The following is a 24,363-nucleotide window of genomic DNA, read 5'->3' as shown; positions in this document are numbered from 1 at the left end:
CGTCGACTATTCTTCAGCCGCAACGGCGGTGCCGCGGCGGGCCTGAAGGGTCGAGTACTTGATGCCGCGCGCCGCAGCCACATCCTTCGGATGCATCTGGCTCTTCAGCGCGTCGAAGGTGGCGCGAACCATGTTGTAGGGGTTCGACGACCCCATCGACTTGGCGACCACGTCATGCATGCCCAGCGTCTCGAAGACGGCGCGCATCGGACCGCCGGCGATGATGCCGGTACCCTGCTTGGCGGCGCGCAGCAGAACGCGTCCGGCGCCCCAACGGCCCTCGACGTCGTGATGCAGCGTACGGCCCGAACGCAGCGGCACGAAGATCATGTCGCGCTTGGCCGATTCGGTCGCCTTGCGGATGGCTTCCGGCACTTCACGCGCCTTGCCGTGGCCGAAGCCGACGCGGCCCTTCTGGTCGCCGACGACGACGAGAGCGGCAAAGCCGAAACGACGGCCGCCCTTCACCACCTTGGCGACGCGGTTGATGTGGACGAGCTTGTCCACCATGCCGTCGTCACGCTCTTCGCGTTCACGCTCGCGGCCGCGGCCGCCTTCCCTACGTTCCTGTGCCATATCCTAGTCCTTGTTCTTTTCCGGAAGCACGGGTTGCTGTTTGCCGACGCCGCTTTGGGTCGTCAGCGGCGAAAAATCAGAAGCTCAAGCCGCCTTCGCGGGCAGCCTCGGCCAGCGCCTTGACGCGGCCATGATAGATGTACGGGCCACGGTCGAAGACGACTTCCTTGACGCCCGCCTTGGTGGCGCGCTCGGCGATCAGCTTGCCGACGGCAGCGGCGGCAGCTGTATCGGCGCCGGTCTTGAGCGAACCCTTGAGGTCCTTCTCGAGCGTCGAGGCGGCGGCCAGGGTATGACCCTTGGCGTCGTCGATCACCTGGACGTAGATGTTCTTCGAGGTGCGATGCACCGACAGACGCGGGCGCGCGCCGGCGACCTTCTTGATCTGGCGGCGGATGCGCTGCGCGCGGCGCTGAGTGGCTTCTTTCGTGCTCATACTGTCAATTCCCTGCCTTCAGAAAACGGGGGCAACCCTGTGCGGTAGGCCAAGCCTCCCGCGGCCGCTCCCCGCGGCGTTACACTTCCGCGGCTTGGCCCTATCCGAAAAGTCCGAAACTTTTCGGGGCCGTGCCTATTACTTCTTCTTGCCTTCCTTGCGCACGATGCGCTCGTCGGCATAACGCACGCCCTTGCCCTTGTACGGCTCCGGACCGCGATATTCGCGGATCTCGGCGGCGACCTGGCCGACCTGCTGCTTGTCGATGCCCGAGACCGTGATTTCGGTCGGCTTCGGCACCGAAATGGTGATGCCCTGCGGCGTCTCATAGACCACGTCGTGGCTGAAGCCCAGCGCGAGCTGCAGGTTCTTGCCCTGCATGGCGGCGCGATAGCCGACGCCGGTGATCTCGAGCTTCTTCTCGAAGCCGTCCTTCACGCCTTGCAGGATGTTGACGATCTGCGTGCGCGACATGCCCCACTTGGAGCGGGCGGTCTTGGTCTGGTCGCGCGGCTGGACGGAAATCTCGTTGTTCTCCATCTTCACCAGCACTTCGTCGTTCACCACGAACTTCAGCTCGCCCTTCGGGCCCTTCGCCGTCACGGTCTGGCCGTTGACGGTCGCGGACACGCCCTGCGGCAGCGAAACGGGTTTCTTTCCGATACGAGACATTTTGTTGTCCTCGTCACTTCTTTCGTTTCAGGTTCCAGTTCCCGGGCGCGATCCCGAGAACCGAAGCCCATTCATCAATCTCTTGGCCGATCAGAAGATCTGGCAGAGGATCTCGCCGCCGACATTCTGCTCGCGCGCTTCATGGTCGGCCATGACGCCCTTCGGCGTCGAAAGGATGGCGATGCCGAGGCCGTTGGCGACCTGCGGGATCGACTTGGCCGAGACATAGACGCGGCGGCCGGGCTTCGAGACGCGCTCGATTTCGCGCACGACCGGGGCGCCATCGAAATATTTCAGCTCGATCTCGATTTCCGACTTGCCGTTTTCGAAGTCGGTCTGGCTGTAGTCGCGGATATAGCCTTCCGACTTCAGCACGTCGAGAACGCGGGTGCGCAGACGCGAGGCCGGAGTCGAAACGCTCGACTTCTTGCGGCCATAGGCGTTGCGGATGCGGGTCAGCATATCGCCGAGAGGATCGCTCAATGACATCTCAGTGTCTCCTTACCAGCTCGACTTGACCAGGCCAGGGATCTGGCCGGTGTTGCCCAGATCGCGAAGCGCGATACGCGAAAGCTTGAGCTTGCGATAAAAGGCGCGCGGACGGCCCGTGACCTCGCAGCGGTTGCGGATGCGGATCTTGGCCGAGTTGCGCGGCAGCGCCGACAGCTTCAACTGGGCGCGGAAACGCTCTTCCATCGGCTTGGACTGATCCATGATGATGGCCTTGAGCGCCGCGCGCTTGGCGGCGTACTGACCGGCAAGCTTGCGGCGCCGGTTGTTCTTCTCGACTGAGCTGGTCTTTGCCATTTCAGATTTTTCCTTTTTCGCTGCCGTTACTGGCGGAAGGGGAAGTTGAAGGCCTTGAGCAGCGCTCTCGCCTCGTCATCCGTCTTCGCCGTCGTACAAACGATGACGTCCATGCCCCAGACCTGATCGACCTTGTCGTAGTTGATCTCCGGGAACACGATGTGCTCCTTGATGCCCATGGCGTAGTTGCCACGGCCGTCAAAGCTCTTCGGGTTCAGTCCGCGGAAGTCGCGAACGCGCGGCAGCGCGATGTTCACGAGGCGGTCGAGGAACTCGTACATGCGTTCCTTGCGCAGCGTGACCTTGGCGCCGATCGGCATGTTCTCGCGCACCTTGAAGCCCGCGATCGACTTGCGCGAGCGGGTGACGACGGCCTTCTGGCCGGCGATCAGCGCGAGATCCTCGGCCGCGACCGAGGGCTTCTTGGAATCGGCGGTTGCTTCGCCGACACCCATGTTCAGCACGATCTTGTCGATGCGCGGAACCTGCATGTCGTTCTCGTAGCCGAACTGCTCCTGCAGCGCCTTGCGGATGGTCTCCTGATAGACCTTCTTGAGGCGCGGCTCGTTCTTGGCAGCCGCCTGCTTGGTTTCAGCCTTAGCCATTGATGACTTCTCCCGAACGCTTGGCGACGCGCACCTTCTTGCCGTCCTTCTGGATGGTGAAGCCGACGCGGGTCGGCTTGCCGTCCTTGGGGTCGGCCAGCGCGATGTTCGACAGGTGGATCGGCGCTTCCTTGGTGATGATCCCGCCCTCTTGGGACTGGGTCTGCTTCTGGTGACGGCGAATGAGGTTCACGCCGCGGACGACCGCGGTGTCCTCCTTCGGCTGCACCGACAGGACTTCGCCCGAACGGCCCTTGTCCTTGCCGGCAAGCACGACGACCTTGTCGCCTTTTCTGATCTTTTGCATTGGTCCGGCTCCTTACAGCACTTCAGGCGCGAGCGAGATGATCTTCATGTGGTTCTTGGCGCGCAGCTCGCGCGGAACCGGTCCGAAGATACGGGTGCCGATCGGCTCTTTCTTATTGTCGACGAGAACGGCCGCGTTCTTGTCGAAACGGATCACGCTGCCGTCCGGACGGCGGATGTCCTTGGCCGTGCGAACCACGACCGCCTTCATCACATCGCCCTTCTTAACGCGGCCGCGCGGAATGGCTTCCTTGATCGACACCACGATGATGTCGCCGACGGAGGCGTACTTCCGCTTCGAGCCGCCCAGCACCTTGATGCACATGACACGACGAGCGCCGGAATTGTCCGCGACGTCGAGGTTTGTTTGCATCTGAATCATGACTGGCCGCCTTCTTCTTTTTTCACGGGACGGGTGCTTTCACCCCTCCCCGGTCTGTCCAAAATTCGGTTCGTTCGCCCGGATCAAGCCTGATCCGAAGAGACGACAACCCAGCGCTTGTCCTTCGAAATCGGCTTCGATTCCTGGATGAACACCTGGTCGCCGACCTTGTGAGCGTTGTTCTCGTCGTGCGCCTTGTACTTCTTGGTCATACGCACGGTCTTCTTCATCACCGGATGGGTGAAGCGACGCTCGACCTTGACCACGACCGTCTTCTCGTTCTTGTCGCTGACGACGGTGCCCTGCAGGATGCGCTTTGGCATGGTTCTCGTCCTTAAGCCTTCTTGGCCGCGGCTTTTTCCGCGGCGATGGTCTTGATGCGCGCGATGTCCTTGCGGACCTGCTTCACGCGCGCGGTCTTCTCGAGCTGGCCGGTGGCCTTCTGGAAGCGCAGGTTGAACTGCTCCTTCTTGAGGGCGGCCAGGTCGTCAGTCAGCTGATCCTGGGTCTTGGTCCGGATGTCTTCGGCTTTCATGATCGCCTGTCCCTTATTCTGCGATGCGCTGCACGAAGCGCGTCTTGACCGAGAGCTTGGCGGCGCCGAGACGCAGCGCCTCACGCGCGGTCTCCTCGCTGACGCCATCGATCTCGAACATGATGCGGCCGGGCTTGACGCGCGCCGCCCAGTAGTCGACGGCGCCCTTGCCCTTACCCATGCGGACTTCGGTCGGTTTCGAGGTGACCGGCAGGTCCGGGAACACCCGGATCCAGACGCGGCCGGCACGCTTCATCTCGCGGGTGATCGCGCGGCGGGCCGCCTCGATCTCACGCGCGGTGACGCGGTTCGGCTCAAGCGCCTTCAGCCCGAAACCGCCGAAATCCAGATTGGTGCCGCCCTTGGCGGTACCGTGGATACGGCCCTTGAACTGCTTGCGGAACTTTGTGCGCTTTGGCTGCAGCATCGTTCTAACTCMAAATTCTCAAATGTCTCAGGCGTTCTCGCGACGACGGCCGCGTTCACGCTCACCACCGGCGCCACCGCCATGCGCGGCATCACCCTCAGTGGCACGGCGCTCCGAAGCCATCGGGTCGTGCTCGAGGATCTCGCCCTTGAACACCCACACCTTGACGCCGCAGATGCCGTAGGCGGTGTTCGCCTCGGCCGTGCCGTAGTCGACATCGGCGCGCAGCGTATGCAGCGGCACGCGGCCCTCGCGGTACCACTCCATGCGCGCGATTTCGGCGCCGCCGAGACGGCCGGAGCAGTTGATGCGGATGCCTTCGGCGCCGAGGCGCATGGCCGACTGAACGGCGCGCTTCATGGCGCGGCGGAACGCGATGCGGCGCTCGAGCTGCTGGGCGATCGACTGGGCGATCAGCGTGGCGTCGATCTCGGGCTTGCGCACTTCAACGATGTTGAGGTGCGTTTCGGACTTCGTCATCTCGGTCAGCTTCTTGCGAAGCTTCTCGATGTCGGCGCCCTTCTTGCCGATGATGAGGCCCGGACGCGCGGCGTGGATGGTGACGCGGCACTTCTTGTGCGGACGCTCGATCACGACCTTGGAGATCGCGGCCTGCTTGAGCTCCTTCTCGAGATACTTGCGGATCTTGAGGTCCTCATGCAGCAGCTGGCCGTACTCGCCGGTGTTCGCGAACCAGCGCGAATCCCAGGTGCGGTTGATGCCGAGACGCAGCCCGATCGGATTGACTTTCTGGCCCATTATGCGGCCTCCCCTGTTTCCTCGACTTCACGAACGACGATCGTGAGGTGCGAGAACGGCTTTTCGATACGGCTGGCGCGACCGCGACCACGAGCGTGGAAGCGCTTCATGACGATCGACTTGCCGACATAGGCTTCCGCCACGATGAGAGCGTCGACGTCGAGGTCGTGGTTGTTTTCCGCGTTGGCGATCGCCGATTCCAGCGTCTTCTTGACCGTGCCGGAAATCCGCTTGGCCGAGAATTCGAGGTCGGAAAGCGCGGTCGCGACCTTCTTGCCGCGGATCAGCGCGGCAACCAGGTTGAGCTTCTGCGGGCTGATACGGATCGTGCGCAGAACGGCACGGGCCTCGTTGTCAGCAAGCCTGCGCGGAGCTTTGGCCTTGCCCATGATTATTTCCTCTTCGCCTTCTTATCCGCGCCGTGACCGTAATAGGTCCGGGTCGGAGCGAATTCACCGAACTTGTGGCCGACCATGTCCTCGTTCACCGAGACCGGGACGTGCTTCTGGCCGTTATAGACACCGAAGGTGAAGCCGACGAACTGCGGCAGGATGGTGGAGCGACGGCTCCACATCTTGATCACCTCATTGCGACCGCCTTCACGAACCTTGTCCACCTTCTTGAGAAGGTAGCCGTCGATGAAGGGGCCTTTCCAAATCGAACGAGTCACTTGGCGTTACCTCTTCTTAGCTCTTGCGCTGATGGCGCGAGCGCACGATGAACTTATCGGTCGCCTTGTTGGACCGCGTCTTCTTGCCCTTGGTCGGCTTGCCCCAGGGCGAAACCGGATGACGGCCACCCGAGGTGCGGCCTTCGCCGCCGCCATGCGGATGGTCGACCGGGTTCATGGTCACGCCGCGATTGTGCGGGCGCTTGCCGCGCCACACGGTGCGACCGGCCTTGCCGTCGTTGATGTTGCCGTGATCGGGATTCGAAACGGYGCCGACGGTGGCCATGCAGGAACCGTGCACGACGCGCTGCTCGCCCGAGTTCAGGCGCAGGATCGCCATGCCCTGGTCGCGGCCGACGAGCTGGGCGTAACCGCCAGCCGAACGGGCGACCTGACCGCCCTTGCCCGGCTTCAGCTCGATGTTATGGACGATCGTGCCGACCGGCATCGAGGCGAGCGGCATCGCGTTGCCCGGCTTCACGTCGACCGCTTCGCCGGCCACGATCTTGTCGCCGGCAGCAAGGCGCTGCGGGGCCAGGATGTAGGACAGCTCGCCGTCGTCATACTTGATCAGCGCGATGAAGGCGGTGCGGTTCGGATCGTATTCGATACGTTCCACGGTGCCGACGACATCGTACTTCTTACGCTTGAAGTCGATGATGCGGTACGAGCGCTTGTGACCGCCGCCGATGAAGCGGGCCGTGATGCGGCCGTAGTTGTTGCGGCCGCCCGACTTGGTCAGRCCTTCGGTCAAGCCCTTGACGGGCTTGCCCTTGTAGAGGCCCGAACGGTCGACGATGACCAGCTGGCGGGTGCTCGGCGTTACCGGGTTGAATTTCTTAAGTGCCATTGTCCTGTCCTCGCGGCCTTGCTCAGAGACCCGTCGCGACGTCGATCGACTGGCCGTCGGCCAGCGTCACTACCGCCTTCTTGACGTCGCCCTGGCGGCCAACCGTGCCGCGGAAGCGCTTGATCTTGCCCTTGCGGACGAGCGTGTTCACAGCCGTCACCTTGACGCCGAAGAGAGCTTCCACGGCAGCCTTGATTTCCGGCTTCGACGCCTTCTTGGCGACGTTGAAGACGACCTGGTTCTGCTCGGAAGCCATGGTCGACTTTTCGGTGATCGCCGGCGAGACGATCACGTCGTAGTGACGGAGGTCGGTCATTTAAAGCGCTCCTCGAGAGCCTCGACGGCGGCCTTCGAAAGGACCAGCGTGCCGCGGCGCAGAATGTCGTAGACGTTGATGCCCTGGATGGGCAGCACGTCGATGTTGGGAATGTTGGTCGCGGCCAGCTTGAAGTTCTGGTCAAGCTCGGCGCCGCCGATCACCAGGGCGTTGGTCAGCCCCAGCGTCTCGAGGTTCGCCGCCAGCGCCTTGGTCTTGGCTTCGGCCAGCTTCAGCTCGTCGACGATGATGAGCGAAGCGCTCTTGGCCTTGGCCGAGAGAGCATGCTTGAGGCCAAGCGCGCGCACCTTCTTCGGCAGCTCGTGCTCGTGGCTGCGCACGACCGGGCCGTGCGCCTTGCCGCCGCCGCGGAACTGCGGAGCGCGAGCCGAGTGGTGACGGGCGCGGCCCGTACCCTTCTGCTTGTACATCTTGGCGCCGGTGCGCGCGATCTCGGCGCGGCCCTTGGCCTTGTGCGTGCCCTGCTGCTTCTTGGCGAGCTGCCAGCGCACGACGCGCTGCAGGATGTCCTCGCGCGGGTCAAGGCCGAAAATCTCCTCGGAGAGTTTCACCTTGCCGGCGTCCTTGCCGCCGAGCGTTGTGATCTTGAGGTCCATTATTCCGCTCCCTCAGTGGCCGGGGCTTCGTTCTTGGCGGCAGCGGCACGGATCGCGGCAGGCTTCGGCGCATTGGCCGGCAGCGCCGCCTTGGCAGCATCGCGAACCAGGATCCAGGCGCCCTTGACGCCGGGAACCGCGCCGCGGATCAGGATCAGGCCGCGGTCGGCGTCGGTCGACACGACCTCGACATTCTGCGTGGTCACGCGGGTGTCGCCCATGTGGCCGGCCATCTTCTTGCCCTTGAACACCTTGCCGGGGTCCTGGCGCTGACCGGTCGAACCGTGCGTACGGTGCGAAACCGAGTTACCGTGCGTGGCGCGGCCACCGCCCATGTGGTGCCGCTTGATGACGCCCTGGAAACCCTTGCCGGTCGAGGTGCCGGTGACGTCGACCTTCTGGCCGGCGACGAAATGCTCGACGGTCAGCTCCGCGCCGACGTCGATCATGTTGTCGGCGGAGACGCGAAACTCGGCGAGCTTGGCCTTCGGCTCGACGGCGGCGGCGGCGAAATGGCCGCGCATCGCCTTCGACGTGTTCTTCACCTTGGCAAGGCCAACGCCGAGCTGGACGGCGGTGTAGCCGTTCTTCTCCTGCGTGCGCTGGGCCACGACCTGGCAGTTCTCCATCTGGAGAACGGTGACGGGAACGTGTTCCCCGGCATCGTTGTAGATGCGGGTCATTCCCACCTTCTTTGCAATCACACCTGAACGCATCGGTTCAATTCCTTTAGAGTTCCGGGCCAGGGGCAGCGCCCCTTACCGCGCTCTCATTCCCTTAGAGCTTGATCTCGACGTCGACACCGGCCGCCAGATCGAGCTTCATCAAAGCATCGACCGTCTGCGGGGTCGGATCGACAATGTCGAGCAGCCGCTTGTGCGTGCGCATCTCGAACTGCTCACGGCTCTTCTTGTCGACGTGGGGCGACCGGTTGACCGTGAATTTTTCGATCCGCGTCGGCAGCGGAATGGGGCCGCGGACGTTGGCGCCGGTGCGCTTGGCGGTCGACACGATTTCGCGCGTCGAGGCGTCGAGCACCCGGTGGTCAAACGCCTTAAGGCGGATGCGGATATTCTGTCCGTTCATGCGTCAATTCCTTGTTCTGGCGCGGCGCGGGCAGCTCCCGCGCCCGCGACAGATCCGTTTCAGTCCAATTATTCCTTGATGGTGACGACGATGCCGGCACCGACGGTGCGGCCGCCTTCACGGATGGCGAAGCGCAGCTTCTCTTCCATCGCGATCGGCACGATCAGCTCGACGTCGACGGTGATGTTGTCGCCGGGCATCACCATCTCGGTGCCGGCCGGCAGCGTCACGATGCCCGTCACGTCGGTCGTGCGGAAGTAGAACTGCGGACGGTAGTTGGTGAAGAACGGCGTGTGACGGCCGCCCTCGTCCTTGGTCAGGATGTAGGCTTCGGCCACGAACTTCTTGTGCGGCTTCACCGAACCCGGCTTGGCCAGAACCTGGCCGCGCTCGACACCCTCGCGGTCGATGCCGCGCAAGAGCGCGCCGATGTTGTCGCCGGCCTGACCCTGGTCGAGCAGCTTGCGGAACATTTCAACGCCCGTGCAGGTCGTCTTGGCGGTCGGACGGATGCCGACGATCTCCAGTTCCTCGCCGACCTTGACCACGCCGCGCTCGACGCGGCCGGTCACCACCGTGCCGCGGCCCGAGATCGAGAACACGTCCTCGATCGGCATCAGGAACGGCTTGTCCAGCGGACGAACAGGCGTCGGGATGTAGGCGTCGACCTGAGCCATCAGCTCACGGATGGCGTCCTCGCCGATGGTCTTGTTGGAATCCTCCAGCGCCGCCAGCGCCGAACCCTTGACGATCGGAATGTCGTCGCCGGGGAACTCGTTCTTCGACAGAAGCTCGCGAACCTCGAGCTCGACCAGCTCGAGCAGCTCGGCGTCGTCGACCTGGTCGACCTTGTTCAAGAACACAACGATCGAGGGCACGCCGACCTGGCGGGCAAGCAGGATGTGCTCGCGGGTCTGCGGCATCGGGCCGTCGGCGGCCGACACGACCAGGATCGCGCCGTCCATCTGCGCGGCACCCGTGATCATGTTCTTCACATAGTCGGCGTGGCCGGGGCAGTCGACATGGGCGTAGTGACGGTTGGCCGTCTCATACTCGACATGCGCCGTCGAGATCGTGATGCCGCGTGCCTTCTCTTCCGGGGCCGCGTCGATCTGGTCATAGCGCTTGTATTCGCCAAAATACTTCGTGATCGCCGCCGTCAGCGACGTCTTGCCATGATCGACGTGACCGATCGTGCCAATGTTCACATGCGGCTTGGTGCGCTCGAATTTACCTTTTGCCATGTGATCTCTCCATTCCTGCCTGCCCGTGCGGGCCTTGAATTAAGGTCTCGTGCAACCCGCTCGAGTTACGCGTATTTCTTCTGAACTTCCTGGGCGACCGCGGTCGGAACCGGCTCGTAGTGGTCGAACTGCATCGTGTACTGGGCGCGGCCCTGCGACATCGAACGCAGATTGTCGACGTACTTGAACATGTTCGCGAGCGGCACCATCGCGTTGATGACGACGGCAACGCCGCGCGCTTCCTGGCCCTGGATCTGGCCACGACGGCCGTTGAGGTCGCCAATGACGCCCCCGACGTAATCTTCCGGCGTCACGACCTCGACCTTCATGATCGGCTCCAGCAACTGCACGCCGAGGCGCGGAGCGGCTTCCTTGAAGCAGGCGCGGGAAGCGATTTCGAACGCCAGCACCGAGGAGTCGACGTCGTGGAAGGCGCCGTCGATGAGGGTCGCCTTGACGCCGATCATCGGGAAGCCAGCGAACGGGCCGGAACCCATGACGCTGTTGATGCCCTTCTCGACGCCGGGGATGTATTCCTTCGGAACCGCACCGCCGACGATCTTGGACTCGAACACGAACTCTTCGCTCTCGGTGTTCGGCTCGAACAGGATCTTGACGCGGGCGAACTGGCCGGTACCACCGGTCTGCTTCTTGTGCGTGTAGTCCTGCTCGTGCGTGCGGGTGATCGTCTCGCGATAGGCCACCTGCGGCGCGCCGACATTGGCTTCGACCTTGAACTCGCGGCGCATGCGGTCGACGATGATGTCGAGATGCAGCTCGCCCATGCCGGCGATGATGGTCTGGCCGCTTTCCTCGTCGGTCTTGACGCGGAAGGACGGATCCTCAGCCGCCAGGCGATGCAGCGCGAGGCCCATCTTCTCCTGGTCGTTCTTGGTCTTCGGCTCGATGGCGATCTGGATGACCGGATCGGGGAACTCCATGCGCTCGAGAATGACCGGGTGCAGCGGATCGCAGAGCGTGTCGCCGGTGGTCGTGTCCTTCAGGCCAGCCAGAGCGACGATGTCGCCGGCATAGGCTTCCTCGATGTCGGCGCGCGAATTCGCATGCATCTGCAGCATGCGGCCGATGCGCTCCTTCTTGCCCTTCACCGTGTTGTCGAGCGAGGTGCCCTTGGTGAGCTTGCCCGAATAGATGCGGGCGAAGGTCAGCGAACCGACGAACGGATCGTTCATGATCTTGAACGCCAGCATCGACAGCGGCTCGTTGTCGTCGGCATGACGCTCGATCTCGGCGTCGGTCTTGGCGTCGACGCCCTTGATGGCCGGCACGTCGATCGGCGACGGCAGGTATTCGACGACGGCGTCGAGCAGCGGCTGCACGCCCTTGTTCTTGAAGGCCGAACCGCAGAACATCGGGAAGAACTTGACCGCGATGGTGCCCTTGCGGATCAGCGCGCGGATCTCGTCATTCGACGGCATCTTGCCTTCGAGGTAGTTCTCGAGCGCCGTCTCGTCCATCTCGACAGCCGCTTCGATCATCTTCTCGCGGTACTGCTCGGCCTTCGCCTTGAGGTCRGCTGGGATCTCGACGACGTCCCAGGCAGCGCCGAGCGTCTCATCGCGCCAGACGAGCGCGTTCATCTCGACGAGGTCGACGACGCCCTTGAACTCGGTCTCGGCGCCGATCGGCAGCTGCATGACGACAGCCTGCGCGCCGAGGCGCGAACCGATCATTTCCTCCGAGCGGTAGAAGTCGGCGCCGATCTTGTCCATCTTGTTGCAGAAGATCATGCGCGGCACGTGGTACTTGTCGGCCTGGCGCCACACGGTCTCGGTCTGTGGCTCGACACCGGCGTTGGCGTCGAGCAGCGCGATGGCGCCGTCGAGCACGCGCAGCGAACGCTCGACCTCGATGGTGAAGTCGACGTGTCCGGGGGTGTCGATGATGTTGAAGCGGCGCATCTTGCCGTCACGACCCTTCCAGAAGGTCGTGGTCGCGGCGGACGTGATGGTGATGCCGCGTTCCTGCTCCTGCTCCATCCAGTCCATGGTGGCTGCGCCGTCATGGACTTCGCCGATCTTGTGCGACTTGCCCGTGTAATACAGGACGCGCTCGGTCGTCGTCGTCTTGCCGGCGTCGATATGCGCCATGATACCGAAATTGCGGTAGTCTTCGATTTTGTATTCGCGGGCCATGGGAGGTTGCCTCTCAGTCTCGTTCGCGCTTTACCAGCGGTAGTGCGCGAAGGCGCGGTTGGCTTCTGCCATCTTGTGGGTGTCTTCACGCTTCTTGACGGCCGTGCCGCGGTTATTGGCCGCGTCCATCAGCTCGCCCGAGAGGCGATCGACCATGGTGGTCTCGTTGCGGTTGCGGGCCGCGGCGATCAGCCAGCGGATGGCCAGCGCCTGGCGGCGCTCGGGGCGCACGTCGACCGGAACCTGGTAGGTGGCGCCACCGACGCGACGCGAGCGCACTTCCACATGCGGCGCGACATTGTCGAGCGCCTGGTGGAAGACGGTGACCGGCTCCTGCTTGGTCTTGGACTGGACCTGGTCCAGCGCGCCATAGACGATGGTCTCGGCAACCGATTTCTTGCCATCATACATGACGGCGTTCATGAACTTGGTGACGATCAGATCGCCGAACTTGGGGTCCGGATTGATCTCACGCTTTTCTGCACTGTGACGACGGGACATGGGAAACCCTTACTTCGGACGCTTGGCGCCGTATTTCGAACGACGCTGCTTGCGGTTCTTCACACCCTGCGTGTCGAGCACGCCGCGGATGATGTGGTAGCGGACGCCCGGCAGATCCTTGACGCGACCGCCGCGGATCATGACCACCGAGTGTTCCTGAAGGTTGTGACCTTCGCCGGGGATGTAGCCGATCACTTCAAAACCGTTGGTCAGGCGAATCTTGGCCACCTTGCGCAGCGCCGAGTTCGGCTTCTTCGGCGTCGTCGTGTAGACGCGCGTGCAGACGCCCCGCTTCTGCGGGTTCTGCTGCATGGCCGGGACCTTGTTGCGCTTCACCGGCGCCAGGCGCGGCTTGCGGATCAGCTGGTTGACGGTAGGCATTAAACCCTCTTGTCTCTCAATTCCGTGTCTGCCCTGTCAGGGCCGCTCAAAGCGTCATTTCCATACGCAAATTCGGGCAACACACCGCGGCTCGCGGTCCTGCCCGAACAAATTGCAGAGGAAGCGGAAGCCGCTTCATGCGCGCCGGAAATGTCTTTTCGCTCGTAAAACGAACCCTGTTTGAGACAAACTCCAAAGCGTGTCGCCTCGGAAAGGCTGGTCTCACATCGGTTCTGACGTGGCGGCTTCTACTCGTAAGGTCATTGCCCGTCAACCCCGCAACGGCAAATATTGCGGTCAATTCGGGGCTTGGCAGCCATGCGCAAAACGCATGTAATTTTATTGCGCCTTTTTTCAAGAGCGAGGAAGAAAGTGACCGGCTTGCGGCTGTCTTCCGGGCTTGCTTCGTGCCAAAAGGCGGCTTGAACCGGACTATCTGCCGGAAAATGAGGAATCAACCCGTGAACGACAATGAGGAACGGCCGGTCACCATCATCACCGGACGGGTCTGGCGCAAGAAAGGCGGCAAGCCGGAGGGCGTGCACGTGATGCTGGTGGCGCCCGACGATGATTCTGCCGTGCGGCGCGCGCTCGAATCGCTCGCCGCGGAAGGATTCGCGGAGGCAGAGCTCGACCAGATCGGCGACATGGAGGGCGAGCCCGACGAGGAGCCGCATCTGTCGGCCTATCAGGGCGCGCTCGAAGGCGAGGTCTCGATCGTTACCTTCGACGAGCCGTTCTGATACCGCACCGGCGTAACGGCCTTCCCGACAACCTAAAGCCAGCACTCTTCTCTCCGGAGCTCCCATGACCAGCAACGCAATCAAGCTCGGCATCGTCGGCGTGGGAAAGATCGTTCGCGACCAGCATTTGCCGGCGATCGCCAAGGACGGCAATTATCAGCTCATCGCCGCGGCCAGCCGCCACGGCAAGGTCGACGGCATTGCCAACTATCCCAATATCGAAACAATGCTTGCGGCCGAACCCGGCCTCGAGGCGGTCTCGCTCTGCATGCCGCCGCAGTTCCGTTACGACGCCGCACGCACCGCGCTGGAAGCGAAGAAGCATGTGTTCCTCGAAAAGCCACCGGGCGCGACGGTGAGCGAAGTCGAGCACCTTAAGGCGCTTGCCGAAAAGAACGGCGTCTCGCTCTTCGCCAGCTGGCACTCCCGCTACGCGCCGGCGGTCGAAGCCGCGCGCGCTTTCCTCGCCTCGGCCAGGCTGACTTCGGCCGCCATCAACTGGAAGGAAGACGTGCGCCGCTGGCACCCGAACCAGGAATGGATCTGGGAACCGGGCGGCTTCGGCGTGTTCGATCCGGGCATCAACGCGCTGTCGATCGCCACCCACATCCTGCCGCCGATGTTCATCACCTCGGCCGTCCTCGATTTTCCGGAGAATCGCGCGGCGCCGGTCGCGGCGCATGTCGCCTTCCGCACGTCCAACGGCCTGCCGGTGACGATGGAGCTCGACTGGCTGCAGACCGGCCCGCAGAGCTGGGACATCCTGGCCGAGACCGACAAGGGCAAGATGGTGCTGTCAGGCGGCGGCGCGAAGCTCGCCGTTGACGGCAACATCATCCATGACGAGCCGGAAGCCGAATATCCGATGCTTTACAAGCGCTTCGCCGAGATCGTTCGCGCCGGAGCTTCGGACGTCGACCTCGCGCCGCTGCAGCATGTTGCCGATGCTTTCATGCTGGGCAAGCGCAACGTGGTCGAGGCGTTTTTCGACTGAGACCGCGGTAAAGCGCCGAGGCGAACGAGATCCTTACTCGACGATCGCGATGGCGAAACCGTCATAGCCCTTGGCGCCGAYGGTCTGGATGGCGGTGCCGTCCAGTCGCTTCTCGCCACCGATGAACGAGAACGCGGCGCGAGCGCCTTCGACATTGGCGTCGCCGCTGTTCTTTTTCACGACCGCACCGTCGCGGATGACGTTGTCGCAGACGATGACGGTGCCCGGGCGCGCCAGCTTCATGGCCCAGTCGAGATAATTCGGGTTGTTCGGCTTGTCGGCGTCGATGAAGATCAGGTCGAACGGCCCCGCATTTTCGCTGCCAAGGGCGGCAAGGGACTGGAGCGCGGGACCGACCCGTAGGTCGACCTTGTCGGAAACCCCTGCCCGCTCGAAATTCGAGCGCGCGACCTTGGCGTGGTGCGGGTCGAGCTCCAGCGTCACGACCTTACCGTCCGCCGGCAATCCCCTTGCCATCCAGATGGTCGAGTAGCCGCCGAGCGTGCCGACCTCCAGCACGGTCTTGGCACCGCGGATGCGCACCAGCAGCGACAGCAGCTTGCCCTGCGCCGCCGAGACGTCGATCGCCGGCAGGCCCTGATCGCGGTTGGCCTTGAGCACCGCATCCAGCATTGGATCCGCTTCGAAAAGAGCGGAAACGATATAGTCGTCGACAGAAGTCCAGGTCTTGCTGCTCATGGCTCTTCCTCGTTCGTGAAGCCAAAATGCAAGAAGGGGCCGCGTAGGCCCCTTCTCGTCGTCTCTCATATCATAACCGCTTACTGCGCGGCGTTGACCATGTCGGTCAGCATCGGCTCGGCGACCTCGACACCGGAGGCCTTGCGGCGCTCGTCGATGATGAGCTCGTCGCGCGAAGTGGCGATGCGCCGGATTTGGCTCATCGTGCCGCCCGTGCCGGCCGGGATCAGGCGGCCGACGATGACGTTTTCCTTCAGGCCCTGCAGCATGTCGGTCTTGCCGGCAACCGCTGCCTCGGTCAGCACCCTGGTCGTCTCCTGGAAGGAGGCGGCCGAGATGAAGGACGGCGTCTGCAGCGAGGCCTTGGTGATGCCGAGCAGCACCGGCTGACCTTCGGCCGGCTTCTTGCCGTCCTCGATCAGGCGCTCGTTGACCTCTTCCAGCTCGATCACGTCGACATGGTCGCCCGGGATGTAGGTCGAGTCGCCCTGCGTGGTGATCTCGACCTTCTGCAGCATCTGGCGAACGATCACCTCGATGTGCTTGTCGTTGATCGACACGCCCTGCAGGCGGTAGACCTCCTGGATCTCATTGACGAGGTAGGAGGCAAGCGCCTCCACGCCCTTGATCGCCAGGATGTCGTGCGGCGCCGGATTGCCGTCGAGGATGTAGTCGCCCTTCTCGATGACGTCGCCGTCCTGGAGATGGAACGGCTTGCCCTTCGGGATCAGGTACTCCACCGGCTCCAGCGTCGAGTCATGCGGCTCGATGATGATGCGGCGCTTGTTCTTGTAGTCGCGGCCGAAGCGGATCGTGCCATCGATCTCGGCGATGATGGCGTGATCCTTCGGACGGCGAGCCTCGAACAGTTCCGCGACACGCGGCAGACCACCGGTGATGTCCTTGGTCTTGGCGCTTTCCATCGGGATACGCGCCAGCACGTCGCCCGGCTTCACATGGGCGCCCGGCTCGACCGAGAGGATGGCCTCGACCGAGAGCAGGAAGCGCGCATCGCCGCCCTTCGACAGCTTGCCGACCTTGCCCTTGGCGTCCTGGATGACGATCGCGGGCTTCAGGTCGCTGCCGCGCGGCGTCGAACGCCAGTCGATGACCTCACGCTTGGTGATGCCGGTCGACTCGTCGGCCGTTTCCTGGACGGAAATGCCGTCGACCAGATCCTCGAACGCCACGCGACCCTCGATTTCGGTGAGGATCGGGCGGGTGTAGGGATCCCACTCGGCGATACGCTGGCCGCGCTTCACCTTGTCGCCATCGTCCACGAAGATGCGCGAACCATAGGCGACGCGGTGCGTGGCGCGCTCCTTGCCGGTCTCATCGAGGATGAGCACCGCCATGTTGCGGCCCATGACCATCTGCTGGCCTTCCGAGTTGCGCACCACGTTGCGGTTGCGGATCTGCACCTTGCCCTCATAGGAGGCTTCAAGGAACGAAGAATCCACCACCTGCGCCGTGCCGCCCATGTGGAAAGTACGCATGGTGAGCTGGGTGCCAGGCTCGCCGATCGACTGCGCCGCGATGACGCCGACGGCCTCGCCCTGGTTGACGGGAGTACCGCGAGCCAGGTCGCGTCCGTAGCAGACGGCGCACACGCCGGTCCTGACCTCGCAGGTCAGCGCCGAACGGATGCGGACCGACTGCACGCCGGCCTTTTCGATCTGCTCCACATCACGCTCGTCCATCAGCTTGCCGGCCTTGACCAGCAATTCGCCGGAGACCGGATGGTTGATGTCGTCGAGCGCGGTGCGGCCCAGCACGCGCTGGCCGACCGAAGCGACGATCTGACCGGCATCGACGATCGGCTGCATGGTGAGGCCCTTGTCGGTGCCGCAATCCACGGAGTTGACGATGCAGTCCTGCGCCACGTCGACGAGACGGCGGGTGAGGTAACCCGAGTTCGCCGTCTTCAAGGCGGTGTCGGCCAGACCCTTGCGGGCGCCGTGGGTCGAGTTGAAGTACTCGAGCACGGTGAGACCTTCCTTGAAGTTCGAGATGATCGGCGTCTCGATGATCTCCCCCGACGGCTTGGCCATCAGGCCGCGCATGCCGGCGAGCTGGCGCATCTGGGTGGGCGAACCGCGCGCACCCGAATGCGACATCATGTAGATCGAGTTCATCGGCTTCTGACGGCCGTTCTCCTCGAACTCCACCGCCTTGATGCGCGCCATCATTTCGTCGGCGACCTTTTCCGAGCACTTGGCCCAGGCGTCGACGACCTTGTTGTACTTCTCGCCCTGCGTGATCAGGCCGTCATTGTACTGCTGCTCGTATTCCTTGGCCAAAGCCTCGGTGTCGGAAACAAGCTTCAGCTTGGTGTCCGGGATCAGCATGTCGTCCTTGCCGAACGAAATGCCGGCACGGCAGGCATGCGCGAAGCCCAGCGCCATGATGCGGTCGCAGAAGATGACCGTCTCCTTCTGACCGCAGTGGCGGTAGACGGTGTCGATCATCTTGGAGATGTTCTTCTTGGTCATCTCCTGGTTGGCGGTCTCATACGGCACGTTGACGTTCTTCGGCAGAAGCTCGCCGATGATCATGCGGCCAGGCGTGGTGTCATAGATCTTCGACACGACATTGCCTTCGGCGTCGACTGTGCGGAAGCGGCCCTTGATCTTGGCGTGCAGCGTCACGGCTTTGGTCTCCAGCGCATGCTGGAGCTCGCCCATGTCGGCGAACACCATGCCTTCGCCCGGCTCGTTCTGGTTGACGATCGACAAATAGTAGAGACCGAGAACCATGTCTTGCGACGGCACGATGATCGGCGCGCCGGAGGCCGGGTGCAGGATGTTGTTGGTCGACATCATCAGCACGCGGGCTTCGAGCTGCGCTTCCAGCGACAGCGGCACGTGGACCGCCATCTGGTCGCCGTCGAAGTCGGCGTTGAAGGCGGTGCAGACCAGCGGATGCAGCTGGATCGCCTTGCCTTCGATCAGGGTCGGCTCAAACGCCTGGATGCCAAGGCGATGCAGCGTCGGCGCGCGGTTCAACASCACCGGATGTTCGCGGATGACCTCGTCGAGGATATCCCAAACCTCCGGACGCTCCTTCTCGACCAGCTTCTTCGCCTRCTTGACGGTCGAGGAGAAACCCTTGGCGTCGAGACGGGCGTAGATGAAGGGCTTGAAGAGCTCGAGCGCCATCTTCTTCGGCAGGCCGCACTGATGCAGCTTCAACTCCGGACCGGTCACGATGACCGAGCGGCCGGAATAGTCGACGCGCTTGCCGAGCAGGTTCTGGCGGAACCGGCCCTGCTTGCCCTTGAGCATGTCGGACAGCGACTTCAGCGGACGCTTGTTGGCGCCGGTGATGACGCGGCCGCGACGGCCGTTGTCGAACAGCGCGTCGACGGCTTCCTGCAGCATGCGCTTTTCATTGCGCACGATGATGCCGGGCGCGCGCAGCTCGATCAGCCGCTTCAGGCGGTTGTTGCGGTTGATGACGCGGCGATAGAGATCGTTGAGATCGGACGTCGCGAAGCGGCCGCCGTCCAGCGGGACGAGCGGGCGCAGGTCCGGCGGGATCACCGGAACCACCTTCATGATCATCCATTCCGGACGGTTGCCGGATTCCATGAAGTTCTCAACGACCTTGAGCCGCTTCAGGTATTTCTTCTGCTTGAGCTCGGAGGTGGTCGAAGCCAGCTCCGAACGCAGGTCGCCGGCGATCTTCTCCAGGTCCATGCCGGCCAGAAGGTCATGGATGGCCTCGGCGCCGATCATGGCGGTGAAAGAATCCTCGCCATACTCGTCCACGGCGAGCATGTACTCTTCCTCGCTGAGGAGCTGGTTCTCCTTCAGCGCGGTCAGGCCCGGCTCGGTGACGATGTAGTTCTCGAAGTAGAGCACGCGCTCGATGTCCTTGAGCGTCATGTCGAGCAGCGTGCCGATGCGCGAGGGCAGCGACTTCAGGAACCAGATATGGGCGACGGGCGCGGCGAGCTCGATATGGCCCATGCGCTCGCGGCGAACGCGCGACAGCGTGACTTCGACGCCGCACTTCTCGCAGATGACGCCCTTGTACTTCATGCGCTTGTACTTGCCGCACAGGCACTCATAGTCCTTGATCGGGCCAAAAATGCGCGCGCAGAACAGGCCGTCACGCTCCGGCTTGAAGGTGCGGTAGTTGATGGTCTCCGGCTTCTTGATCTCGCCGAACGACCAGGACAGAATCTTCTCTGGGCTGGCAAGCGAGATCCGGATGGAATCGAACACCTGCGCAGGCGCCTGCGGGTTGAAGAGATTCATGACCTCTTGGTTCATGCCGTTCTCCTTTTCGGGGTCCTCGATAACCCCTTCAATCGATCGCGGACGAAATGTCCGCAGACTGGCCGGTCGAACCGGCCGAGAATTTTGAGGGGCGCGCCGCCCTTAGAGCGGCGCGCGCCGTAGCCTTTACTCGGCTGCGTCGGGCAGACGCGTCGGGACCTCTTCGAGCTGGGTGTTCTCCAGCTCGACATTGAGACCGAGCGAGCGCATTTCCTTGACGAGCACGTTGAAGCTCTCCGGAATGCCCGCCTCGAACGTGTCGTCGCCGCGCACGATCGCCTCGTAGACCTTGGTGCGGCCGGCGACGTCGTCCGACTTCACCGTCAGCATTTCCTGCAGCGTGTAGGCGGCGCCGTAGGCTTCGAGCGCCCAGACCTCCATTTCGCCGAAGCGCTGGCCACCGAACTGCGCCTTGCCGCCCAGCGGCTGCTGGGTGACGAGCGAGTACGGGCCGATCGAACGCGCGTGGATCTTGTCGTCCACCAGGTGATGCAGCTTGAGCATATAGATATAGCCCATCGTCACCTTGCGATCGAACGGCTCGCCGGTGCGGCCGTCATAGAGCTGCGACTGACCGCTGGTGTGCAGGCCGGCCTGCTCCAGCATGGTGTTGATGTCGGCCTCATGCGCGCCGTCGAACACCGGGGTCGCGATGGAGACGCCGCGGCGCATCTGCTCGCTCAGGCGAACGATGCTCTCGTCGTCATACTCGCGGATCGGCTCGTTGCGGTCGTTGGCCGGCATGAAGCTTTCCAGCGTCTTGCGCAGCGGCTTGATGTCGCCGCCCGCCTTGTAGGCGTCGATCAGCTCGCCGATCTTCCTGCCCATACCGGCGCAAGCCCAGCCCAGATGCGTCTCCAGGATCTGGCCGACATTCATGCGGCTCGGCACACCCAGCGGGTTGAGCACGATATCGGCATGCGTGCCGTCCTCGAGGAAAGGCATATCCTCGACCGGAACGATGCGCGACACGACACCCTTGTTGCCGTGACGGCCGGCCATCTTGTCGCCCGGCTGCATCTTGCGCTTCACCGCCACGAAGACCTTGACCATCTTCATGACGCCCGGAGGCATTTCGTCGCCGCGCTGCACCTTCTCGACCTTGTCCATGAAGCGCTGCTCGAGCGCCTTCTTGGACTCGTCATACTGGCCGCGCAGAGCCTCGAGCTCGCCCTGGAGTTTCTCGTTCTCGACGGCGAACTGCCACCACTGCGAACGCGGATACTCGTCGAGCGTGTCCTTCGACAGCTTCGAGCCCTTCTTGAAGCCTTTCGGTCCGGCGATCGCTTCCTTGCCGACCAGCACGTCGGAAAGACGCGCATAGACGTTGCGGTCGAGGATCGCCTGCTCGTCGTCGCGGTCCTTGGCCAGACGCTCGATCTCCTCGCGCTCGATCGCCATCGCGCGCTCGTCCTTCTCCACGCCGTGGCGGTTGAAGACGCGCACTTCGACGACCGTGCCGAAGGTGCCCGGAGGCATGCGCATGGAGGTGTCGCGGACGTCCGAGGCCTTTTCGCCGAAGATGGCGCGCAGAAGCTTCTCTTCCGGCGTCATCGGGCTTTCGCCCTTCGGCGTGATCTTGCCGACCAGGATATCGCCCGGCTGCACTTCGGCACCGATATAGACGATGCCGGCCTCGTCGAGGTTCTTCAGCGCCTCTTCCGAAACGTTCGGAATGTCGCGCGTGATTTCCTCCGGCCCGAGCTTGGTGTCGCGCGCCATGACCTCGAACTCCTCGATGTGGATCGAGGTGAAGACGTCGTCGGCCACGATGCGCTCGGAGAGCAGGATCGAGTCCTCGTAGTTGTAGCCGTTCCACGGCATGAACGCGACGAGCACGTTGCGGCCGAGCGCCAGATCGCCGAGCTCGGTCGACGGACCGTCGGCAATGATGTCGCCCTTGTTGACGCGGTCGCCCATGCGCACCAGCGGACGCTGGTTGATGCAGGTGTTCTGGTTCGAACGCTGGAACTTCATCAGCCGGTAGATATCGACGCCCGACTTGCCGGGATCGAGATCTTCCGTGGCGCGGATGACGATACGGGTGGCGTCAACCTGGTCGACCACGCCGCCACGACGGGCGCCGATGGCCGCGCCCGAGTCACGGGCGACGACCGGCTCCATGCCGGTGCCGACGAACGGCGCCTCGGCGCGCACCAGCGGCACGGCCTGACGCTGCATGTTCGAGCCCATCAGCGCGCGGTTGGCGTCGTCGTTCTCGAGGAACGGGATGAGCGCGGCCGCGACCGACACCATCTGCTTCGGCGAGACGTCCATCAGGTCGACGTTTTCGCGCGGCGCCATCATCACTTCGCCGGCGTTACGGCAAATGACGAACTCGTCGACGAAGCTGCCATTCTTGTCGAGCTCGGCGTTGGCCTGCGCGACATAGTGCTTGGCCTCTTCCATCGCCGACAGATAGACGACCTCGTTGGTCAGCTTGCCGCCCACGATCTTGCGGTACGGGCTTTCGATGAAGCCGTACTTGTTGACGCGCGCGAAGGTGGCCAGCGAGTTGATCAGACCGATATTCGGACCTTCCGGCGTCTCGATCGGGCAGATGCGGCCGTAATGCGTCGGGTGCACGTCGCGCACCTCGAAGCCGGCGCGCTCGCGGGTCAGACCGCCCGGTCCAAGCGCCGACAGGCGACGCTTGTGGGTGATCTCCGACAACGGGTTGGTCTGGTCCATGAACTGCGACAGCTGCGAGGAACCGAAGAACTCGCGCACGGCGGCGGCCGCCGGCTTGGCGTTGATCAGGTCCTGCGGCATGACCGTGTCGATCTCGATCGAGGACATGCGTTCCTTGATCGCGCGCTCCATGCGCAGCAGCCCGACGCGGTACTGGTTCTCCATGAGCTCGCCGACCGAACGCACGCGGCGGTTGCCGAGATTGTCGATGTCGTCGATCTCGCCCTTGCCGTCGCGCAGTTCGACCAGCGTCTTGACCACAGCCAGGATGTCTTCCTTGCGCAGCACGCGCACGGTGTCCTCGGCCTTGAGCTCGAGGCGCATGTTCATCTTGACGCGGCCGACGGCCGACAGGTCATAGCGCTCGCTGTCGAAGAACAGCGAGTTGAACATGGCTTCGGCGGTCTCGAGCGTCGGCGGCTCGCCCGGGCGCATGACGCGGTAGATGTCGAACAGCGCGTCCTGGCGGCTCTCGTTCTTGTCGACGGCCAAGGTGTTACGGATGTAGGCGCCGACATTGACGTGGTCGATGTCCAGGATCTGGATCTCTTCCTCGCCGGTGCCGAGCAGCACTTTCAGCGTCTTGTCGTCGATCTCGTCGCCGGCCTCGAGGAAGATTTCACCGGTGGCGTAGTTGACGATGTCCTCGGCGAGATAGTTGCCGAGCAGATCCTCGTCGGTCGCCTTGATGGCCTTGAGACCCTTTTCGCCGAGCTGGCGGGCCTGGCGCGCGGTGATCTTCTTGCCGGCCTCGACGACGATCTCGCCGGTGTCGGCGTCGACAAGGTCGCCGACGGCCTTGAGGCCGCGGAACCGCTCGACGTTGAAGGGAATGCGCCAATGGTCGCCGGAGCGCTTGTAGGTGATCTTGTTGTAGAAGGTCGACAGGATCTCTTCGCCGTCCATGCCGAGCGCCATCAGAAGCGACGTCACCGGGATCTTGCGGCGGYGGTCGATGCGGGCGTGCACGACGTCCTTGCTATCGAACTCGAYGTCGAGCCACGAACCGCGATAGGGGATGACGCGCGCGGCAAACAGAAGCTTGCCCGACGAGTGCGACTTTCCCTTGTCAWGGTCGAAGAAGACGCCCGGCGAGCGGTGCATCTGCGAGACGATGACGCGCTCGGTGCCGTTGACGATGAAGGTGCCGTTCGACGTCATGAGCGGCATGTCGCCCATGTAGACGTCCTGCTCCTTGATGTCCTTGATCGACTTCGCGCCGGTATCCTCGTCGATATCGAACACGATGAGGCGCAGCGTCACCTTGAGCGGCGCGGCATAGGTCAGGTCGCGCTGACGGCACTCGTCAACGTCGAATTTCGGTGCCTCGAACTCATACTTCACGAACTCCAGCATGGAGGAGCCGGAAAAGTCGGAGATCGGGAAGACCGACTTGAAAACGGCCTGCAGCCCTTCGTCCGGACGGCCGCCCTTGGGCTCGTCCACCATCAGGAACTGGTCATAGGATGCCTTCTGAACCTCGATGAGGTTCGGCATCTCCGCAACTTCCGGGATCTTTCCGAAGAACTTGCGTACGCGTCTGCGGCCATTGAAAGTCTGGGTCTGGGCCATCGTCGCTCCTTAGCTCTAAACTCGGGACGAACCTCGCCGCGGCTCGCCTTGCACC

Annotated in this window: 28 protein-coding genes; 2 read left to right on the top strand and 26 right to left on the bottom strand. The window is 63.3% G+C overall.

Annotated elements, in window-relative coordinates; genetic code table 11:
- Positions 1 to 6: 6 nt before the first annotated feature.
- The 23 genes from rpsE to rpsL form a co-directional block, all read right to left on the bottom strand.
- On the bottom strand, positions 7 to 576 hold the full coding sequence (gene rpsE, locus LCM4577_RS22025) for a 30S ribosomal protein S5 (RefSeq protein WP_027046810.1): 570 nt from the start codon (positions 574 to 576) through the stop codon (positions 7 to 9).
- Positions 577 to 652: 76 nt separating this feature from the next.
- Complete coding sequence (gene rplR, locus LCM4577_RS22020; RefSeq protein ID WP_041006791.1) at positions 653 to 1,012, bottom strand: 50S ribosomal protein L18; 360 nt, start codon at positions 1,010 to 1,012, stop codon at positions 653 to 655.
- Positions 1,013 to 1,150: 138 nt separating this feature from the next.
- On the bottom strand, positions 1,151 to 1,684 hold the full coding sequence (rplF, locus tag LCM4577_RS22015; RefSeq protein ID WP_040983015.1) for a 50S ribosomal protein L6: 534 nt from the start codon (positions 1,682 to 1,684) through the stop codon (positions 1,151 to 1,153).
- A gap of 90 nt (positions 1,685 to 1,774) precedes the next feature.
- Complete coding sequence (rpsH, locus tag LCM4577_RS22010; protein WP_040983017.1) at positions 1,775 to 2,173, bottom strand: 30S ribosomal protein S8; 399 nt, start codon at positions 2,171 to 2,173, stop codon at positions 1,775 to 1,777.
- Positions 2,174 to 2,185: 12 nt separating this feature from the next.
- The gene (gene rpsN, locus LCM4577_RS22005; RefSeq protein ID WP_040983019.1) at positions 2,186 to 2,491 is read right to left on the bottom strand and encodes a 30S ribosomal protein S14; all 306 of its coding nucleotides are present in this window, start codon (positions 2,489 to 2,491) and stop codon (positions 2,186 to 2,188) included.
- A 26-nt stretch (positions 2,492 to 2,517) separates the two neighbouring features.
- Positions 2,518 to 3,096, bottom strand: coding sequence for a 50S ribosomal protein L5 (gene rplE, locus LCM4577_RS22000; RefSeq protein ID WP_052457750.1), 579 nt, complete (start codon positions 3,094 to 3,096; stop codon positions 2,518 to 2,520).
- Positions 3,089 to 3,403, bottom strand: coding sequence for a 50S ribosomal protein L24 (gene rplX, locus LCM4577_RS21995; protein ID WP_040983021.1), 315 nt, complete (start codon positions 3,401 to 3,403; stop codon positions 3,089 to 3,091). The genes rplE and rplX overlap by 8 nt, the downstream gene beginning before the upstream one ends.
- 12 nt (positions 3,404 to 3,415) lie before the next feature.
- On the bottom strand, positions 3,416 to 3,784 hold the full coding sequence (gene rplN / locus LCM4577_RS21990) for a 50S ribosomal protein L14 (RefSeq protein ID WP_006205457.1): 369 nt from the start codon (positions 3,782 to 3,784) through the stop codon (positions 3,416 to 3,418).
- A gap of 83 nt (positions 3,785 to 3,867) precedes the next feature.
- On the bottom strand, positions 3,868 to 4,107 hold the full coding sequence (rpsQ, locus tag LCM4577_RS21985) for a 30S ribosomal protein S17 (protein ID WP_023675136.1): 240 nt from the start codon (positions 4,105 to 4,107) through the stop codon (positions 3,868 to 3,870).
- A gap of 11 nt (positions 4,108 to 4,118) precedes the next feature.
- Positions 4,119 to 4,319, bottom strand: a complete 201-nt coding sequence (gene rpmC / locus LCM4577_RS21980; RefSeq protein ID WP_040983026.1) for a 50S ribosomal protein L29 — start codon at positions 4,317 to 4,319, stop codon at positions 4,119 to 4,121.
- 13 nt (positions 4,320 to 4,332) lie between these two features.
- Positions 4,333 to 4,746, bottom strand: coding sequence for a 50S ribosomal protein L16 (gene rplP / locus LCM4577_RS21975; RefSeq protein ID WP_027170364.1), 414 nt, complete (start codon positions 4,744 to 4,746; stop codon positions 4,333 to 4,335).
- Between the two features lie 27 nt (positions 4,747 to 4,773).
- Positions 4,774 to 5,505, bottom strand: a complete 732-nt coding sequence (gene rpsC, locus LCM4577_RS21970; RefSeq protein WP_040983028.1) for a 30S ribosomal protein S3 — start codon at positions 5,503 to 5,505, stop codon at positions 4,774 to 4,776.
- A complete protein-coding gene (rplV, locus tag LCM4577_RS21965) occupies positions 5,505 to 5,894 on the bottom strand; it encodes a 50S ribosomal protein L22 (protein ID WP_040983030.1) in 390 nt (129 codons plus the stop codon). Before rplV ends, rpsC begins: the two co-directional genes overlap by 1 nt.
- A 2-nt stretch (positions 5,895 to 5,896) precedes the next feature.
- Positions 5,897 to 6,175 carry a 30S ribosomal protein S19 gene (gene rpsS, locus LCM4577_RS21960; RefSeq protein WP_006205463.1) on the bottom strand — a complete coding sequence of 93 codons (279 nt, stop codon included), beginning with the start codon at positions 6,173 to 6,175 and terminating at the stop codon, positions 5,897 to 5,899.
- 16 nt (positions 6,176 to 6,191) lie between these two features.
- Positions 6,192 to 7,025 (bottom strand): 50S ribosomal protein L2, encoded by an 834-nt coding sequence (rplB, locus tag LCM4577_RS21955; RefSeq protein ID WP_071073405.1) that lies wholly within the window; start codon positions 7,023 to 7,025, stop codon positions 6,192 to 6,194.
- Positions 7,026 to 7,047: 22 nt separating this feature from the next.
- Positions 7,048 to 7,341, bottom strand: a complete 294-nt coding sequence (locus LCM4577_RS21950; RefSeq protein WP_040983033.1) for a 50S ribosomal protein L23 — start codon at positions 7,339 to 7,341, stop codon at positions 7,048 to 7,050.
- The gene (gene rplD / locus LCM4577_RS21945; RefSeq protein ID WP_040983035.1) at positions 7,338 to 7,958 is read right to left on the bottom strand and encodes a 50S ribosomal protein L4; all 621 of its coding nucleotides are present in this window, start codon (positions 7,956 to 7,958) and stop codon (positions 7,338 to 7,340) included. The genes LCM4577_RS21950 and rplD overlap by 4 nt, the downstream gene beginning before the upstream one ends.
- Positions 7,958 to 8,674: a 50S ribosomal protein L3 gene (gene rplC, locus LCM4577_RS21940; protein ID WP_071073403.1), complete on the bottom strand. Its 717-nt coding sequence runs from the start codon at positions 8,672 to 8,674 to the stop codon at positions 7,958 to 7,960. Before rplC ends, rplD begins: the two co-directional genes overlap by 1 nt.
- 61 nt (positions 8,675 to 8,735) lie before the next feature.
- On the bottom strand, positions 8,736 to 9,044 hold the full coding sequence (gene rpsJ / locus LCM4577_RS21935) for a 30S ribosomal protein S10 (RefSeq protein WP_006205468.1): 309 nt from the start codon (positions 9,042 to 9,044) through the stop codon (positions 8,736 to 8,738).
- A gap of 68 nt (positions 9,045 to 9,112) precedes the next feature.
- A complete protein-coding gene (gene tuf / locus LCM4577_RS21930; protein ID WP_040983039.1) occupies positions 9,113 to 10,288 on the bottom strand; it encodes an elongation factor Tu in 1,176 nt (391 codons plus the stop codon).
- A gap of 65 nt (positions 10,289 to 10,353) precedes the next feature.
- Positions 10,354 to 12,444, bottom strand: coding sequence for an elongation factor G (gene fusA / locus LCM4577_RS21925; protein ID WP_040983041.1), 2,091 nt, complete (start codon positions 12,442 to 12,444; stop codon positions 10,354 to 10,356).
- 30 nt (positions 12,445 to 12,474) lie between these two features.
- A complete protein-coding gene (gene rpsG / locus LCM4577_RS21920; RefSeq protein WP_008875664.1) occupies positions 12,475 to 12,945 on the bottom strand; it encodes a 30S ribosomal protein S7 in 471 nt (156 codons plus the stop codon).
- Positions 12,946 to 12,954: 9 nt separating this feature from the next.
- Entirely contained in the window at positions 12,955 to 13,326 is a 372-nt protein-coding gene (rpsL, locus tag LCM4577_RS21915; RefSeq protein WP_006202128.1) for a 30S ribosomal protein S12, read from the bottom strand.
- 461 nt (positions 13,327 to 13,787) lie between these two features.
- On the opposite strand from rpsL, the gene LCM4577_RS21910 reads away from it, so the two are divergent.
- Together LCM4577_RS21910 and LCM4577_RS21905 are read left to right on the top strand one after the other, a co-directional pair.
- Positions 13,788 to 14,069, top strand: a complete 282-nt coding sequence (locus LCM4577_RS21910) for a hypothetical protein (protein WP_040983044.1) — start codon at positions 13,788 to 13,790, stop codon at positions 14,067 to 14,069.
- 64 nt (positions 14,070 to 14,133) lie between these two features.
- Positions 14,134 to 15,063, top strand: a complete 930-nt coding sequence (locus LCM4577_RS21905; RefSeq protein ID WP_071030155.1) for a Gfo/Idh/MocA family protein — start codon at positions 14,134 to 14,136, stop codon at positions 15,061 to 15,063.
- A gap of 33 nt (positions 15,064 to 15,096) precedes the next feature.
- Here LCM4577_RS21905 and LCM4577_RS21900 read toward each other — a convergent pair whose 3' ends face one another.
- The 3 genes from LCM4577_RS21900 to rpoB form a co-directional block, all read right to left on the bottom strand.
- A complete protein-coding gene (locus LCM4577_RS21900; RefSeq protein WP_071073401.1) occupies positions 15,097 to 15,762 on the bottom strand; it encodes an O-methyltransferase in 666 nt (221 codons plus the stop codon).
- A gap of 80 nt (positions 15,763 to 15,842) precedes the next feature.
- Positions 15,843 to 20,039 carry a DNA-directed RNA polymerase subunit beta' gene (gene rpoC, locus LCM4577_RS21895; RefSeq protein WP_071073399.1) on the bottom strand — a complete coding sequence of 1,399 codons (4,197 nt, stop codon included), beginning with the start codon at positions 20,037 to 20,039 and terminating at the stop codon, positions 15,843 to 15,845.
- Positions 20,040 to 20,171: 132 nt separating this feature from the next.
- The gene (rpoB, locus tag LCM4577_RS21890) at positions 20,172 to 24,308 is read right to left on the bottom strand and encodes a DNA-directed RNA polymerase subunit beta (RefSeq protein WP_071073397.1); all 4,137 of its coding nucleotides are present in this window, start codon (positions 24,306 to 24,308) and stop codon (positions 20,172 to 20,174) included.
- Between the last annotated feature and the right edge of the window lie 55 nt (positions 24,309 to 24,363).

It is taken from the genome of Mesorhizobium sp. LCM 4577 (assembly GCF_001854795.2).
GTDB lineage: Bacteria > Pseudomonadota > Alphaproteobacteria > Rhizobiales > Rhizobiaceae > Mesorhizobium > Mesorhizobium plurifarium.
The sequence above is the reverse complement of the archived record's forward strand: the minus strand, read 5'-3'. Positions and strand labels throughout refer to the sequence as shown.

What these genes read in the sequence shown, in the direction of transcription:
- rpsE (WP_027046810.1), bottom strand. Translation starts at nt 576, where the DNA reads ATGGCACAGGAACGTAGGGAAGGCGGCCGCGGCCGCGAGCGTGAACGC.
- rplR (WP_041006791.1), bottom strand. Translation starts at nt 1,012, where the DNA reads ATGAGCACGAAAGAAGCCACTCAGCGCCGCGCGCAGCGCATCCGCCGC.
- rplF (WP_040983015.1), bottom strand. Translation starts at nt 1,684, where the DNA reads ATGTCTCGTATCGGAAAGAAACCCGTTTCGCTGCCGCAGGGCGTGTCC.
- rpsH (WP_040983017.1), bottom strand. Translation starts at nt 2,173, where the DNA reads ATGTCATTGAGCGATCCTCTCGGCGATATGCTGACCCGCATCCGCAAC.
- rpsN (WP_040983019.1), bottom strand. Translation starts at nt 2,491, where the DNA reads ATGGCAAAGACCAGCTCAGTCGAGAAGAACAACCGGCGCCGCAAGCTT.
- rplE (WP_052457750.1), bottom strand. Translation starts at nt 3,096, where the DNA reads ATGGCTAAGGCTGAAACCAAGCAGGCGGCTGCCAAGAACGAGCCGCGC.
- rplX (WP_040983021.1), bottom strand. Translation starts at nt 3,403, where the DNA reads ATGCAAAAGATCAGAAAAGGCGACAAGGTCGTCGTGCTTGCCGGCAAG.
- rplN (WP_006205457.1), bottom strand. Translation starts at nt 3,784, where the DNA reads ATGATTCAGATGCAAACAAACCTCGACGTCGCGGACAATTCCGGCGCT.
- rpsQ (WP_023675136.1), bottom strand. Translation starts at nt 4,107, where the DNA reads ATGCCAAAGCGCATCCTGCAGGGCACCGTCGTCAGCGACAAGAACGAG.
- rpmC (WP_040983026.1), bottom strand. Translation starts at nt 4,319, where the DNA reads ATGAAAGCCGAAGACATCCGGACCAAGACCCAGGATCAGCTGACTGAC.
- rplP (WP_027170364.1), bottom strand. Translation starts at nt 4,746, where the DNA reads ATGCTGCAGCCAAAGCGCACAAAGTTCCGCAAGCAGTTCAAGGGCCGT.
- rpsC (WP_040983028.1), bottom strand. Translation starts at nt 5,505, where the DNA reads ATGGGCCAGAAAGTCAATCCGATCGGGCTGCGTCTCGGCATCAACCGC.
- rplV (WP_040983030.1), bottom strand. Translation starts at nt 5,894, where the DNA reads ATGGGCAAGGCCAAAGCTCCGCGCAGGCTTGCTGACAACGAGGCCCGT.
- LCM4577_RS21950 (WP_040983033.1), bottom strand. Translation starts at nt 7,341, where the DNA reads ATGACCGACCTCCGTCACTACGACGTGATCGTCTCGCCGGCGATCACC.
- rplD (WP_040983035.1), bottom strand. Translation starts at nt 7,958, where the DNA reads ATGGACCTCAAGATCACAACGCTCGGCGGCAAGGACGCCGGCAAGGTG.
- rplC (WP_071073403.1), bottom strand. Translation starts at nt 8,674, where the DNA reads ATGCGTTCAGGTGTGATTGCAAAGAAGGTGGGAATGACCCGCATCTAC.
- rpsJ (WP_006205468.1), bottom strand. Translation starts at nt 9,044, where the DNA reads ATGAACGGACAGAATATCCGCATCCGCCTTAAGGCGTTTGACCACCGG.
- tuf (WP_040983039.1), bottom strand. Translation starts at nt 10,288, where the DNA reads ATGGCAAAAGGTAAATTCGAGCGCACCAAGCCGCATGTGAACATTGGC.
- rpsG (WP_008875664.1), bottom strand. Translation starts at nt 12,945, where the DNA reads ATGTCCCGTCGTCACAGTGCAGAAAAGCGTGAGATCAATCCGGACCCC.
- rpsL (WP_006202128.1), bottom strand. Translation starts at nt 13,326, where the DNA reads ATGCCTACCGTCAACCAGCTGATCCGCAAGCCGCGCCTGGCGCCGGTG.
- LCM4577_RS21905 (WP_071030155.1), top strand. Translation starts at nt 14,134, where the DNA reads ATGACCAGCAACGCAATCAAGCTCGGCATCGTCGGCGTGGGAAAGATC.